The organism is Paenibacillus endoradicis (assembly GCF_024721975.1).
Genome location: NZ_JANQBB010000002.1, coordinates 781,258 through 795,874, shown reverse-complemented (window position 1 = coordinate 795,874; position 14,617 = coordinate 781,258). Strand labels below are relative to the sequence as shown.

General features: G+C 39.3%; 11 protein-coding genes. 10 read left to right on the top strand and 1 reads right to left on the bottom strand.

Going from position 1 to position 14,617, the window contains the following annotated elements:
* Window position 1: 1 nt before the first annotated feature.
* From NV377_RS09505 to NV377_RS09480, 6 genes are all read left to right on the top strand, one after another.
* On the top strand, window positions 2-1,192 hold the full coding sequence (locus NV377_RS09505; protein ID WP_258200958.1) for an ABC transporter permease: 1,191 nt from the start codon (window positions 2-4) through the stop codon (window positions 1,190-1,192).
* Entirely contained in the window at window positions 1,193-1,879 is a 687-nt protein-coding gene (locus tag NV377_RS09500) for a response regulator transcription factor (protein ID WP_258200957.1), read from the top strand.
* A 76-nt stretch (window positions 1,880-1,955) separates the two neighbouring features.
* Window positions 1,956-2,957, top strand: a complete 1,002-nt coding sequence (locus NV377_RS09495; RefSeq protein WP_258200956.1) for a sensor histidine kinase — start codon at window positions 1,956-1,958, stop codon at window positions 2,955-2,957.
* A gap of 96 nt (window positions 2,958-3,053) precedes the next feature.
* Window positions 3,054-3,737, top strand: coding sequence for an ABC transporter ATP-binding protein (locus tag NV377_RS09490; RefSeq protein ID WP_258200955.1), 684 nt, complete (start codon window positions 3,054-3,056; stop codon window positions 3,735-3,737).
* Entirely contained in the window at window positions 3,734-6,394 is a 2,661-nt protein-coding gene (locus NV377_RS09485; RefSeq protein WP_258200954.1) for an ABC transporter permease, read from the top strand. Before NV377_RS09490 ends, NV377_RS09485 begins: the two co-directional genes overlap by 4 nt.
* Window positions 6,395-6,431: 37 nt before the next feature.
* The gene (locus NV377_RS09480; protein ID WP_258200953.1) at window positions 6,432-6,653 is read left to right on the top strand and encodes a hypothetical protein; all 222 of its coding nucleotides are present in this window, start codon (window positions 6,432-6,434) and stop codon (window positions 6,651-6,653) included.
* A gap of 129 nt (window positions 6,654-6,782) precedes the next feature.
* Here NV377_RS09480 and NV377_RS09475 read toward each other — a convergent pair whose 3' ends face one another.
* The gene (locus tag NV377_RS09475) at window positions 6,783-7,079 is read right to left on the bottom strand and encodes a hypothetical protein (RefSeq protein ID WP_258200952.1); all 297 of its coding nucleotides are present in this window, start codon (window positions 7,077-7,079) and stop codon (window positions 6,783-6,785) included.
* Window positions 7,080-7,208: 129 nt separating this feature from the next.
* Between NV377_RS09475 and pepV the strand changes: the two genes are divergently transcribed.
* The 4 genes from pepV (at window position 7,209) to NV377_RS09455 (ending at window position 14,600) form a co-directional block, all read left to right on the top strand.
* Window positions 7,209-8,630, top strand: a complete 1,422-nt coding sequence (pepV, locus tag NV377_RS09470) for a dipeptidase PepV (RefSeq protein ID WP_258200951.1) — start codon at window positions 7,209-7,211, stop codon at window positions 8,628-8,630.
* A 515-nt stretch (window positions 8,631-9,145) separates the two neighbouring features.
* Window positions 9,146-11,626: a hypothetical protein gene (locus tag NV377_RS09465; protein WP_258200950.1), complete on the top strand. Its 2,481-nt coding sequence runs from the start codon at window positions 9,146-9,148 to the stop codon at window positions 11,624-11,626.
* 88 nt (window positions 11,627-11,714) lie between these two features.
* Window positions 11,715-12,872 carry a glycoside hydrolase family 88 protein gene (locus NV377_RS09460; RefSeq protein WP_258200949.1) on the top strand — a complete coding sequence of 386 codons (1,158 nt, stop codon included), beginning with the start codon at window positions 11,715-11,717 and terminating at the stop codon, window positions 12,870-12,872.
* Between the two features lie 135 nt (window positions 12,873-13,007).
* A complete protein-coding gene (locus NV377_RS09455) occupies window positions 13,008-14,600 on the top strand; it encodes a response regulator (protein ID WP_258200948.1) in 1,593 nt (530 codons plus the stop codon).
* The last annotated feature ends 17 nt before the right edge of the window (window positions 14,601-14,617 follow it).

Here is a 14,617-nt window from a genome sequence, read left to right as displayed (position 1 = left end):
CATGAGTAAATGGATACATATTGTTATTTTCCGTATACGTTATATGTTAAAGTCTCCAGCGAATATTGTGTTACTATTTGTTATGCCAATTGCATTCAGTCTCATTTATGGAAATTTGAATTTTGGTGAAGGTAGTACAGCCCCGCCGAAAGTAGCTATTGTCGTTGCCCATAATGAATTGGGGCAGGAGACAGCGAAGTTATTGTCTCTAAATCCACAATACGATTGGATAGAAGCTGAATCTGAGGAAGCGAGAGAACTTGTTGCAGACCAAAAAGTAATCGCAGCAGTTATTGTTCCAGACGATTTGACTGAACGATTAAGAATGGGCGATTCCCTATTCGAAATCATTGTTAATAAGAAAGTAGAACAATATATCGCGTTAGCTAATATTGTTATTAGCACATCGAATAATTTGTACAATCTAAGTGGACTACTGGAAGGTGTCGATGGAACAGCTTTAATTGATGCTGTTAAGACCATGAATAGCCAGCACATAGTACAGGTGAATGAAGTTACATATGGACAATATGTTGCAGAGCAGAGCAGTGGTGGAGAAGAGGCAACTAGCCAAGCTTTAACTGAAGAGTCTTTATCAATGAGTGCGACACTTGCGATTGGTTTCTCGATTATGTTCATGATGTTTGCATTATCCGGATCAGCAGCGATTATTCATAATGAACGGAGAGACTATACTTGGCAACGTTTGACGACAACTCCTGCTACTGGGGGAAGCATTGTCGGAGGTTACATTACATCATTCTGGCTTATTGGATGGTTGCAATTCGCAATTATTATGATTTTTATGACGATCGTATTTGGCACAAGTTGGGGTAATCTAATATTATTAATACCTTTCGTATCTATAATGATATTAACTATCGTTGCGTATAGTATGATGATGGCAACAGTGGTAAGTTCCAAGAAACAAGCCGATGCGGTTAATTCAATTATTATCGTTAGCACATGTATGCTCGGTGGAGTGTATTGGCCAGTGGAGATCATGCCTCAATTCATGCAATACATCGCTAACTTCATACCACAATATTGGATGATGCAAGGATTAGAGTATATTATGCTTGATCAAACTAGCGGGTCAACTAGTTGGCAGCCTTGGGCTGTACTATGTGGAATAAGCGGTGTATTTCTTGCTATCGCCATTAGGCAATTAACAAAGGAGCAAAGAGTTTAAATGAAATTAATGATTGTTGAAGATGATCGAACCATTGCAACAGGCTTGCAATATTCGTTGGAACAGGAACAATATGAAGTCGTAATCTGCTACGATGCTACGTCCGCCAAGCAAGTGATTGAGGAGCAGTATCAGCAATTAGAGCTATATATATTCGATCTTAATCTACCAGATGGGTCTGGATATGACCTTTGCAAATTAGTGAAGAGTTTACATGATACTCCTGTTATTTTCCTATCAGCAATAGATGAGGAAGTGAATATTGTGATGGGGTTAGATATGGGGGCAGATGATTATATAACGAAGCCGTTTCGAGTACGCGAGTTAATATCTCGTATGAAATCTGTAATGCGTAGATATCAAGTGCAAGCTCCAGCTCGCAATATGATTACGCTACAATATATTACGATCAATACAGCTGAAGCGAAAGTATATAAGAAAGAGCAAGAGCTTGTACTTACGGCACTTGAATATCGTTTATTGCTTATTTTCGCTAATCATCCGAATCAAATCTTATCACGAACACAGTTGCTTGAGCAGATATGGGATGTAGCGGGAGACTTTGTGAACGATAATACGTTAACCGTATATATTAAGCGTTTGCGAGAGAAATTAGAAGATGATGCAACGGACCCCCAATTAATCGTTACTGTTCGTGGACTTGGATACAAGTGCATCGTAGATTAAATGGTTTAGATCATGCTTACGAAGTAAATAATTATTTATGCAAAGACATCGTAAATAATTATTTTAGGAGAATGCAATGTTAAGAAATAAGGAATTTTCGATATTTATTATGGGTTCTATTGTAGCGACCCTAATTCTGTTAGCTATTGCCTACATCATTTCATGGGAAAGTTTCATTATGGTTACATCAACGGCAATCATTCTTGGCATAATCTTTGTTATCTATACAAGATGGAGATACAGGGAAATTGAGAAGTTATCTTCTTATTTACGTGAAATAAGTAATGGCAATTATGGACTTGATGTTCGAAATAATCGCGAAGGTGAACTAAGTATTTTACGTAATGAAATATTTAAAGTAACGGGGCGACTCTCCCATAATAGTGAATATCTTAAACGAGATAAGATGAGAATGGCTGATGCAATTGCAGATATATCACATCAGTTGAAAACACCACTAACCTCGATGCAAGTGATGCTTGATCTATTAGAACAGCCTACTTTGCCTAGAGAGAAACATGAAGAGTTTCTACGTAGTTTGCAATTACAACTAGAACGAATGGACTGGCTTATTACATCGCTATTGAAGTTATCTAAGCTAGATGCGGGTACGATTGATTTCAGCAGAGAGCAAGTAAAGGTAAGTTCGTTGATCGAGCAGGCAATGGAACCAATTGCGATTCCACTTGAAGTGAAGGAACTTCAAGTAGAGCTACATGGTGATCTCGAGGCAATATTTTATGTAGATCGCAAATGGACAGCCGAAGCACTCATTAATATATTGAAAAATGCTGTGGAGCATACTCCGGTTAATGGCCAAATTGATATATCTATACTAGATACTCACTTGTATACAGAGGTTAGTATAGCGGATAGCGGTGTCGGTGTATCCAAAGAAGATCTTCCGCATCTATTCAAGCGATTCTACAAAGGAAAACATTCAGGAGAATCGAGCATTGGCATTGGATTAGCTCTATCATATAGCATTCTTCAAGCTCAGAATGGGATTATAGAAGTCCAAAATGGATCACAGATAGGTACAATTTTCACTTTGAAATGGTATAAAGTTGATAAGTAACATACTTAAGTGACTATATTGTCACTTAAAAGTCACTATCCCGTCATATGGCTTATCTATACTACAGTTAACAACCATATTACGGAGGTATTATTAATGGAAATATTAAGAGTAGAGCATTTAGCTAAAATATACGGTAAGGGTGAACAAGCAGTACATGCGTTGAATGATGTAAGCTTTTCAGTTAATAAAGGTGAGTTTGTTGCGATTATAGGACCATCAGGTTCGGGAAAATCAACATTATTGCATATGCTTGGTGGGGTAGATAACCCATCTAAAGGTAAAGTATTCGTAGACAATACGGATATGTACACACTTAATGAAACACAACTTGCAGTATTCAGGCGTCGTCAGATCGGCTTAATCTATCAATTCTATAACCTGATCCCCGTGTTAACTGTTGAAGAAAATATAACATTACCGTTATTGCTAGATGGTCACAAAGTGAATCAGAAGGAACTACAGGATATTGTGAAGACATTGAATCTTGAAGAGCGTCTTGATCATTTGCCGAACCAGTTATCTGGTGGTCAGCAACAACGTGTATCGATCGGTAGATCGTTAATTAACCATCCGTCCATCATTCTTGCTGATGAGCCAACGGGCAATTTGGATAGTAAGAACAGTAAAGAAATTATGGATATGCTTATTCTATTCAATAAGCTATATAAGCAAACATTGATTGTTATTACACATGATGAGCGTATTGCATTGCAAGCGGATCGCATCATTACAATTGAAGATGGCTTGCTTGCTAAGGACGAGGTGATTCGTCCGTGAATATCGTCAATAAGCTAACGTTAAGACATATGAAGCAGAACAAACGTCGTACACTCGTTACGATTATTGGCGTCATTATTTCTGTAGCGATGATTACAGCAGTGATGACATTAGGTATTTCCTTTCAAGATTTATTGAAACGCCAAGTGATAGCTGAATCAGGTGAATGGCATACTCTGTATCATAATGCTAATTCCGAACAAATAGATGCTATTGGTAATGATGAAGCAACGAAGACGTTAATGCTTTCGCAAACGAAAGGATTTGTATCGCTTGCGGATATGGGATTAAAGGGAATGTACAATAAGCCGTACATTACAGTAAAAGCTTACGACAGTATTGGATTAAGTAAATTTCCGATATCTGTAGTGGAAGGTAGACTTCCACAAAATGAGAAAGAAATTGTAGTGCCACAGCATTATTTGACAGATGTAACAGGTGCCGAAATAGCTCCTGGTGATGAAATTGAGCTTTCAATCGGTTCGAGATATCTTAAAGAAGGTACCTGGCCTAAAATGGAACAGCGTTCGAACTTTGGGGATGACAGCGCTGCCTATATGACAGACAGTAATACGTTAGATGAATATCTCGAAGTCGATGAGACCAATATGTATACTGTAGTGGGCATCATAGAGAAGCCGGTATGGGAAAGTTCGTGGCAGCCGGGTTATACGTTCATTACTTATGTTGATCAAAGTCTGTTAGCAGCAGATGAGACAGCCAATGTAAGTGTTATTACGAATAAAGTTGAAAATAGTGTATATACAAACACAGAGGCATTGGCAAATGAATTGGGTTTAAAATATAACGTCAATTATGAGCTGTTAAGATATGATTTTGTAAGCTCAAACAATGGATTTGTTGCATCAATGTATTTGTTAACTGTCATCATTATGACGATTGTTATTATCGGGTCAGTATCGCTAATCTATAATGCTTTCGGAATATCGGTTGCGGATCGCTCACGCTATCTTGGAATGTTAGCTAGTGTTGGAGCTACACGTAGACAGAAGCGGAACTCAGTATTTTTCGAAGGATTTGTTATTAGTGTTATAAGCATTCCAATTGGCTTGCTTGGGGGGTTATTAGGTCTTACGATTACATTCTGGTCTATTAATTCAATGGTAAAAGATCTATTCGGAGTCTCTGAAACATTAATAGTAAAGGTCACGCCACTTACGATTGTTGTTTCTGTAGCTATCTCATTGTTAACTATATTTCTATCGACTTGGTGGCCAGCGAAGCGTGCTTCGAAAGTATCCGCTATTGATGCGATTCGTCAGACACAGGATGTTAAGCTTTCGAAGAAAAAAGTTAAGACATCAAAACTTGTTCGTAAAATATTTGGTATTGAAGCGGAAATTGCTCTTAAAAACTTAAAACGTAATAAGCGTAGATACCAGGTTACAGTATTTTCATTAGTCATTAGTATCATCTTATTTCTAACCGTTTCTTTCTTCACGAATACGATGACACGATCAATGGATATTAGTAATGATGGTATTAATTACGATATTAGGGTTGGAAGTTATAATATTGATTCTACTGAAGCATTTGATCCAATTGTACAATTAGAAGATGTGACAGCATATAATTATTTACAATCAACTCATGTTGAAGCAGATATTCCGCAAGATCAGCTTCCACAACTTGTAGTTAAGATGGTCGAGGAAGACCCTACATTGCTAACTAATGGTAAACTCCGTTTTTATATTAATCTATATGCGATGTCAGATGAAGCTTTAATGAAATATGCACAGGACAATAGAATGGATGTCGATGCATTACTCGATGAATTGGAGCGCAATGCGATATTGATGAATGTGAATGACTACTATTCGCAGTTAGAAGAGAAAAAGGTTAGCGATGTGCCGATCTTGAACGGTAAAGGGACTACGCTAGATCTTAAAACTCAAATATCTATTGAAGAGAAGCTTGAGAATGATGAATATGAATATCACTCAGAAGAAGTTGCACTTCCATCTCTTCATATATCAGAAGTCACTACCGAATATCCTATGGGTATTATGAAAAGTAACGGTGGACCGACATCAATGACGTTACTAGTATCACAGAAGGTTATGGAGCAACTAGTTGGGGATCAACCAGGAGTTTATATCGGTAATGAGGTTTACTTATCTAGTACTGATCCTAAGGAAACTGAGAAGCAAATATCTGAACTAGACAATATGGATGGATATTATATTAGCAATGTGTATGAAAGTAGACAGAGAGATCAACAGATGGTCGTATTAATCGGTGTATTCACTTATGGATTCATCGCATTAATAACATTAATCTCGATAGCTAATATATTGAACACAATATCGACGGGTATTCAATTACGTAAGCGTGAATTTGCAATGCTTCGCTCGATGGGGATGACGAAGAAGGGCTTCTACCGAATGATTAATTATGAGAGCATCTTCTATGGATTGAAATCATTGTTATACGGCTTACCGCTAAGTTTACTCGTAATGTATCTAATCTATAGAAGTATGAGCAACGCAATAGACTATAGCTTCCAGCTTCCATGGGTAAGTATTGCTATAGCCATTATCGCAGTATTTATTATCGTTAGCTTATCGATGCTATATTCCGGATCAAAAGTGAAGAAGGGTAGCATCGTCGAAGCGATTAAACAAGAAAATATGTAGAGAAATAAGAATGATGGGTAGTAGTGAGGAGAAAATCATGTCTACGAAGTCTAAGTTCTTAAGAAAATATGAGCATACGGTATATCGCATGGCTATGATTCTACTGCAAGATGACGCAAAAGCTATCGAAGTATGTAAAAGTGTGCTGTGCCAGCTATGGCATGACGAAGGTTTTAGTTGTTTGGACGAACGCAAGCAGCATAATCGGATGATCTGGCTTGTAAGCAATGCGGCTACAATTCAACATCAAATTGCATAATTTAAATCTCAATGCGTCATACTAAAAGTACATGTTATCAAAGTCCACTTTTGTGAACTGAACCCTATTAATGGAACAAATAAGGTGCTATCGTGATCATCAGATCACGATAGCACCTTTACGTTATCATTACATGCAGGCTTTACGCCAATTCGAACGATTGAACATACCCTTTTCAACGGAAATGCTCGTCCAAAATTGACTTTTGAATTCTGGATGTATAAATTCAGGAGTTAAGTATGTCCATGACTGACCTAGAAGTGATAAAGCATCTTTGAAGCTGTATACAATAATATTGTTGGAATTTTGCTCAACATTATCGTTGGATCGACAGTATTGCCAACTACCATTCTCCTCCTTACGTGCGAGAAGATTGATCTTACCAGCGGCTCCTTTAACGATTAGTATCGTTTGCCATTGCTCCATAATAGCTCGTACACTCCCTTCTAGAATTAGAGAACATAGTGTTATTATACATCATTTACCATATGAATTTCATCCGTTTGCTGCAATATGTTACGATAGACAAGAATAAATAGAAGAAGAGGTCGCCTGATGAAAGAAAAACAAATGATTGAGCAGTATTTTCAAGATCACAAAGAAGCGTTTGTAGAACATATACGAAGACTTGTGCAAATTCGTAGTGTAAAGGGTGAAGCAAAGCCTAATATGCCATTTGGTGAGGGTCCTGCAAAAGCTTTAGACGAAACGCTATTAATAGCCCGACAATTAGGATTATTAACGAACAATGTTGATAACTATGCGGGAACGATTAGTATTAATGAAGAGGAAACAAAGCTTGGTATTCTTGGACATGTCGATGTTGTAGGCGAAGGCTCTAATTGGAGTTTTGATCCTTACGAAGGTGTTGTTCAGGATGGTAAAATGTATGGACGCGGTACTTCAGATGATAAAGGTCCTGTCATTGCGGCAATGTATGCTTTAGCAGCCATTAAAGATTTAGACATTCCTTTAGCATATAATACGAAGTTAATCGTGGGTACAGATGAAGAATCGGGCTGTGAAGATATCGAGTATTATTTTACGAAGGAGCAAGCTCCGCCATATGTATTTACGCCAGACGCAGAGTTCCCTGTTATTAATATTGAGAAGGGTGCTATTCGTACTGCATTCCGAGCACAATTCCAACCATCTCTTGATTTACCGAGAGTTTGTTCGGTGAACGGTGGTTACAAAGTTAACGTTGTTCCTCCAGAGGCAGATGCTGTTATTGAAGGATTGTCTGTTGATGAGTTACAACATTTTGCTCAGGAAGTGACTACAGCAACAGGCGTTCAATTTGAATGTACCGAGCAAAGCGAAGGGGTAGTTGCCATTCATGCCGTTGGCGAAGGTGGTCATGCTTCTACACCAGAAAGTGCTAACAATGCGATTACTGCATTACTGACTTTAATTGCTGCATTGCCACTTAGTGAAAGTGAAGGACATCATGTGCTGAAAGGAGTAAATTCTATCTTCCCACATGGTGATCATGGAGCAGAAGCCGCTGGACTTGCTATGAGTGATGTGGAATCTGGTTCACTTACGATGAACTTCTCGATCATTTCATATGATGAAAAATCTTTTGAAGGATATTTCGATAGTCGTGTACCATTGTGCGCAACAGAGGAAAACACATTTGACGTGTTAGAGCAAAAGTTTGTGCCTTATAAGCTTGTGCTAGAACGCGATAATTTTGAACCACCACATCATACACCTGCAGATTCACCATTTGTGAAAACTTTGCTTCATGTTTATGAGCAATATACAGGGCTGCAAGGTGAATGTATTGCCATCGGTGGTGGTACATATGTACATGATATCGAAGGTGGAGTAGCTTTCGGTCCAACAATGCCAGGTATCGATACGCGTATGCACAGTAATGATGAATTTATTATTGTGGATGATTTATTATTGGCGGCACAAATCTATGCACAAGTCATCGTAGAAATCTGTGGAGAGCATAGTAAGTTCTAATGGGTCGTGGCATTCATGCACAATATATATGATATTGCTGTGTATAAATGTTAAGTGATGATTTACTACTTCCAATATTCAAGGATAACTAGAAATGGAATGAAAGTTATGCAGTAGCTATGCACATCATGTGTATAGCTACTGCATTTTTTGTTTCTATTGAAGCATCAACCATCGAGGTTGATCAGATACTTATTAATCTTTGGAGTCGTTCAAAAATTTATATTTATCGAAGGTATCCCCGAAAACATCTGCCTTTGTACAAAGAGGTTAAAAAACCAACATTATTGCTTAAAAAATCGCGTATACGCAAGTACAGTACCCTTGTATGATAGGGGCAACACAATATTTTAATAGCTGAAGCATAGTTAGATTTCACAAGTATATGCTACCAGTCCTTGATCCCAATCTATCTTCAGTAAGATTTGGGATAGGGTTATATTAGTAATCTTATCTTTGGATTTTGTCTATAACACACTACGCTATTACTAAGCTGGAAAGGGGGAAGTTGTTTTATGAGTAAGGCTAATATTCAGTTCCTTTCCTTATGGTCAATTAATGATGAATTGAACTTAGTTAAGCTAAAGAATCAGTTGGATGAGTTGAAAGTATGCGGTTTGGAGGGAGTTGTCTTTCATCCGCGGTTTTATCCTGGAAAACCAGCCTATATGAGCTTGGAGTTTCTGACCATTGTATCAGATTTGATCTTGTATGCTCAAAAAATAGGGATGGCCTTTTGGATATACGATGAAAATGGATGGCCGTCAGGTACTGCAAGCGGTAAAGTGCTATTGGAAAATCCACAATTAGTATGCCAATGGCTAAGCTTTCAGGAAAACGAGGGTGGCGGAAAAGTTATTCAATCAGGATTGCGTGCTGAAAAACCGTACTCAGTGGTTTTGAAAGAAAAGAAGGCTGTATCTTCACTCGATGTGAAGGCAACTCGTATATTCATTACATTGACGTATGAAGCTTACAAACAGCATTTGCATCCCGATGCCTTCGCATACGTGTCCGGTTTTTTCAGTGATGAGGTTGGTTTTCTCGATGGACATAGCATTTCATATCTCGAAGGCGCAGTGCCTTGGCATCCGAGAGTAGGCGAACTGTATACTCAGAAGTATGGTCAAGAACTGTTAGATTGCGTACATTTGCTGTTTGTCGATGAAGAAGCTGCGTCAGAAACACGCATACGTTATTGGGAGACGGTTACTGAGGTACTCAAGGAAGCCTATTATGACGAAATCAATACTTGGTGTGAGCGTCATGATAAGTGGTTCACGGCACATCTGAAAGGGGAAGAAAATCCTTTCTTCCAGTTGACATACAGTGGTTCAATGTTTCAAATTTTGCCAGCGGTAAATGCTCCTGCAATTGATGCGCTGGAGCGCTATCCCGGCAATCACTTTTATCCTCGAGCACTGCATTCCATTGCTGCTCAGCAAGGAAGTCCTATCAGTCTAGTAGAAGCGATGGGCGGGGCAGGTTGGGGGATTACGCCAGAAAGCTTTACTAGATATGTACTTTGGTTGGCGGGACACGGGCTTAATACTTTCGTGCTGCATCTTAATCAGTTGAATCTTAGCATGCATGCTTGTCATGATTGGCCACCTTCCATCCCATCTCACTTGTCATGGAAGTCTGCATTTGCTGATGTACTCAAAGATATTCGTAGTAAAGTAGCAGCGATGCCTGATCTGCGGCAGCAGAGTCCAGAACTTCTTATAGTTACACCGACTCGTGGAATAACGGCACATTTTAATCCAAAGGAAGCTAACTATTTTAATGAACATGACGGATCGGGAATATTATCAACTTCAACTAGTAGTATCATTAACAATCAATTTATGTCACTAGTTGAAATGGTATATAAGCTTGGTATTCATTATGAATTTACAGAGGAGAAACAACTAGAGCAGGCTGTTGTAGAAAATGGAGTAGTACACATTGGACAGCGATGCTATAGTCGTATTTTATTCCCTGAAGGAGTAGAACTAGAAATTGAGAGAAATGGTGATTTCCGACAGACATGCCTGAACGCAGGGATCGAGATTGTTACAGTGGATGATATTGAAGCTAGATATATTGAGAGGTCTGAAGAAATAAGGAATGCAGAGTTCCAGGATAGGTTCAAGTCTGCTAAACACTTAACACCAGAGCAAAGTCAATGGTGGGCAGAGCCAGCGGAAGAAAACAGTTATTTGCTTGAGTTGGAGCTGGATACATACCGGATGGAGCTAACTTCATTTTTCGATGTAGAGGGTACGTTAACTGAAAATCTAAAAGTAAGGCTACTAGATCCTGCGTTAGAAGTGATACTGAATGGACAGAGGTTGAACGTTGCGGAAGACAATGCAATGGAGTACGTTGTTCCCGCTATCGCGCTACTGGGGCACAATGAACTGAAAGTAATTCCTGCTTCTTGGCCATCCGAGCCCCATACGATTGCTTTTATAGAAGGGCAAAGTTTTCTTGTTTGCTCCAAATCTGACTTTGTTCGTTCGGAGCAAGATGAGCGGCAGAGCTTAACTAAAGGACCATTTTACTTGGTAGCTGGAAACATTTTTGCTCCCGAGCAAGTAGTGGAGAGTGGATTTCCGTTCCACTCGGGAAAGGTGACAATCTCGAAAACGTTACATATATCAGAACTCAGGGAGAAGGTTCGCTTCGTCTTTGGACAATTGCAAGCTGATGCTGCTTTGGTTCGATTGGACGGACGGGAGATTGGTTGGATATGGGGGCCGCAATGGGAATTAGAGGTCCATCATCTGGATGAGGGAGAGCATTTACTTCAACTCGATCTTATACCAAGCACATATAATACCTATGGTCCACATCGCCATTATGAGGGAGATAGGCATCTTATATCTCCTGCTCAATATGAAGGTGTCAAAAATTTTGCAGATCATCCAGAGGCTCCGGACAACACTCTTATCGAGCAATGGCATTTTGTGCGTTGCGGGATTATTGAAGTAGTGCAAGTACAAGTTTTATAGATATATATATTGACCTGTTAGATGATATTCAAGCCCGAAGCAAGCATTAGCAAGAAACAAATTTAATAGGAAAGAAGGATGTACATTTATGATACTGAATGAAAGTGACAAACTATGGTTAAGCGAAGTTATTGAGAAAATTAAAGAAAAGATGGATTGGGTCAGTGATAAATCTAAAGATAAAATTCCATATACAACGCTTGATGGTAATTACGACGATCGTTCGATCGATAACCCATCAGGAAACGTAGCGGACGGAATTAATTGGTGGACTAACGGATTTTGGGGTGGCATGATGTGGCTTATGTTTCATGAGACGGGCTACGAGAAGTATAAAGAGATTGCTCAAATTTCCGAAGAAAAGCTTGATCAGTGCTTTTCGGATTACTACGGTTTACATCATGATGTAGGTTTTATGTGGTTGCCGACCAGTGTCACAAATTATAAAGTTACAAAAAATCAAGAATCTCGCAAGCGCGGGATGCACGCAGCGAATTTACTCGCAGGACGCTTTAATCTTGCAGGTGGCTTTATCCGTGCTTGGGATGATCTGGTTGATACAGATACTCGCGGTTGGGCCATTATTGATTGTATGTTCAATATCCCGTTACTATATTGGGCATCTGAAGAATCTGGTGATCCTCGCTTTAAACAAATAGCGATGAGGCATGCGGATACAGCGATATCGGCCTTCGTCAGACTAGACGGATCTGTCAATCACATTGTGGAATTTGATCCCTTTAACGGCGGTGTCGTGAAGACGTATGGCGGGCAAGGCTATGAAGAAGGTTCTTCTTGGACGAGAGGGCAGTCGTGGGGATTGTATGGATTTATGATGAGTTATATTCATACAAAGGAAGAAGCATACTTGAATACTGCTAAGCGTATTGCGCATTACTTTATTGCTAATATAGCTGAAAGTGGCGTCATTCCTGTTGATTTTAGACAACCAAATAAGCCAAAACTTGAGGATGACACAGCGGCAGCCATTGCAGCGTGTGGCTTAATTGAAATTGCTAAAGTTGTTGGTGAGCATGAGAAGGACTTATATCTGAATGCGGCACTCAAGCTACTTCGAACACTGGATGAATCACGCAGCGATTGGTCGCACAAGAGTGATGCGATTTTGCAACATGGCTCTGCAGCTTATCATGCAGACTCTCATCATCATCCGATTATATATGGGGACCATTACTTTATGGAAGCAATATTCAAGTTAAAGGGAAATGATCTATACATTTGGTGATGACTCATGGTTAAGTATATTTTTGGGAATTCATTGCATAAAACTGATCACGCATGATACGGTTGTACTATGAATAAAAAACATTGCGCAGGGATATAGAACAAGGTTGATTCTTTGAGAGAGGAGTGTCGCCGTATGAAAGTTTCGGTTGTACTTGCTGATGATGAGCCGCTTATACTGAAGGGACTTAGTAAGCTAATTCCATGGGAAGAGCATGGCATGCGCATAGTTGGATATGCACATGACGGACAAGAGCTTCTTGATGCGATTGAGAAGCATCAGCCTGATATTATTATTAGTGATATTAGCATGCCGCACTTAAGCGGAATTGACATAATAAGAGATATCAATCAACGCCAACTGCCAATTAAGGTTATATTTATTAGTGCATATCAAGAGTTTTCCTATGCAAGGGATGCAGTTGCTTTCGGAGCTGTTGATTATTTAGTCAAGCCTATCAGAAAAATAGATTTTGAGGCCGTTATTGCAAAGACGCTGTCTCTGATCCATGAAGAGGATGAGCAGGACAAACGCAAAAATAAGCTACATCTATTGGAACGTAAAGATCGTGATAATGAAATGGGTGCGTGGCTGGAGCAATTGGCAGAAGGAACGTTATCTGAATATTCTGAAGGCTATCAATGTTTGACGAATAAGATTTATGGTTCAAACTATACAATTGGTGTCGTTACCATTGATCCGATAGGAAATGACAATGAGCGCTGGCCAGGGCAAACAAGGAAACTAGTTGAATTTTCAATTCATAATATTGTACAGGAAATACTTGAGGAATATGGACGGGGCTATTCATATGTAAAGAATGAAAGACATGCCTTTGTGCTAAGTCATGATTTTACGGAAGAGCCTATTCGGGTAGCAACGGTAATTAAGGACAACATCGCGAATTACTTAAAGTTGAAGGTTTCTGTCGGAGTAGGAAAGCCGGTACAGCAATTAAAACAATTGCAAATATCGCGTGAACAGGCGGAACAAGCGCTTGATATGACTTACTTTTCGGGCTTAAATCGAGTCATACTGTATCACGATCAAGAGCAACGAAAAGATAGTGAAGGAACGTGGTTTACACTTCAATCGAAAATTATCCAATCGCTAACTGGAGGCTCATGGGAGGATTCACTAAGCACAATGGAGTTATTGCTTTCTGTTATTGAATCCGCTACTATAGGGAACCGACAACTTGCTGTTTCCACTTGCTTCTCCTCTCTTCTGTATATTGTACAGGAGGTGAAAAAGGCGGACGTACCAATGTCGGACTTGGGTTTCGACATTCAGCACTTGCAAGGACGACTAGGAACATACGATACCTATGAGGATATGTGCGGTGGTATCTACGACTTGTTGCAGGAACTCTGTAATCGAATTGGCGACAAGCAAGGCAATAAGGAGCAGACACTTATTGCCCGTGTAGTAAACTATATCGAAGATCACTACATGCAGGATATTTCTCTTGAATCAGTTGCTGCGGTCGCATTTATGAATCCATACTATTTCAGTAGCTTTTTCAAGAAACATATGAAGCGAAATTTTAAGCAGTATGTCACCGACTTGCGAATGAAGCAAGCGATTGTTTTCCTTAAGCATACGGACATGATGGTGTATGAAATTGCCGAGAAGGTAGGCTACAACAACGCTCGTCATTTCAGTGACATGTTCAAAAAGCAGATAGGAAAGTTGCCCCAGGAGTTTAAAAACTCACTTAGATCATAAAATTAATATAGTACTTT

What these genes read in the sequence shown, in the direction of transcription:
- NV377_RS09505 (WP_258200958.1), top strand. Translation starts at nt 2, where the DNA reads ATGAGTAAATGGATACATATTGTTATTTTCCGTATACGTTATATGTTA.
- NV377_RS09500 (WP_258200957.1), top strand. Translation starts at nt 1,193, where the DNA reads ATGAAATTAATGATTGTTGAAGATGATCGAACCATTGCAACAGGCTTG.
- NV377_RS09495 (WP_258200956.1), top strand. Translation starts at nt 1,956, where the DNA reads ATGTTAAGAAATAAGGAATTTTCGATATTTATTATGGGTTCTATTGTA.
- NV377_RS09490 (WP_258200955.1), top strand. Translation starts at nt 3,054, where the DNA reads ATGGAAATATTAAGAGTAGAGCATTTAGCTAAAATATACGGTAAGGGT.
- NV377_RS09480 (WP_258200953.1), top strand. Translation starts at nt 6,432, where the DNA reads ATGTCTACGAAGTCTAAGTTCTTAAGAAAATATGAGCATACGGTATAT.
- NV377_RS09475 (WP_258200952.1), bottom strand. Translation starts at nt 7,079, where the DNA reads ATGGAGCAATGGCAAACGATACTAATCGTTAAAGGAGCCGCTGGTAAG.
- pepV (WP_258200951.1), top strand. Translation starts at nt 7,209, where the DNA reads ATGAAAGAAAAACAAATGATTGAGCAGTATTTTCAAGATCACAAAGAA.
- NV377_RS09465 (WP_258200950.1), top strand. Translation starts at nt 9,146, where the DNA reads ATGAGTAAGGCTAATATTCAGTTCCTTTCCTTATGGTCAATTAATGAT.
- NV377_RS09460 (WP_258200949.1), top strand. Translation starts at nt 11,715, where the DNA reads ATGATACTGAATGAAAGTGACAAACTATGGTTAAGCGAAGTTATTGAG.
- NV377_RS09455 (WP_258200948.1), top strand. Translation starts at nt 13,008, where the DNA reads ATGAAAGTTTCGGTTGTACTTGCTGATGATGAGCCGCTTATACTGAAG.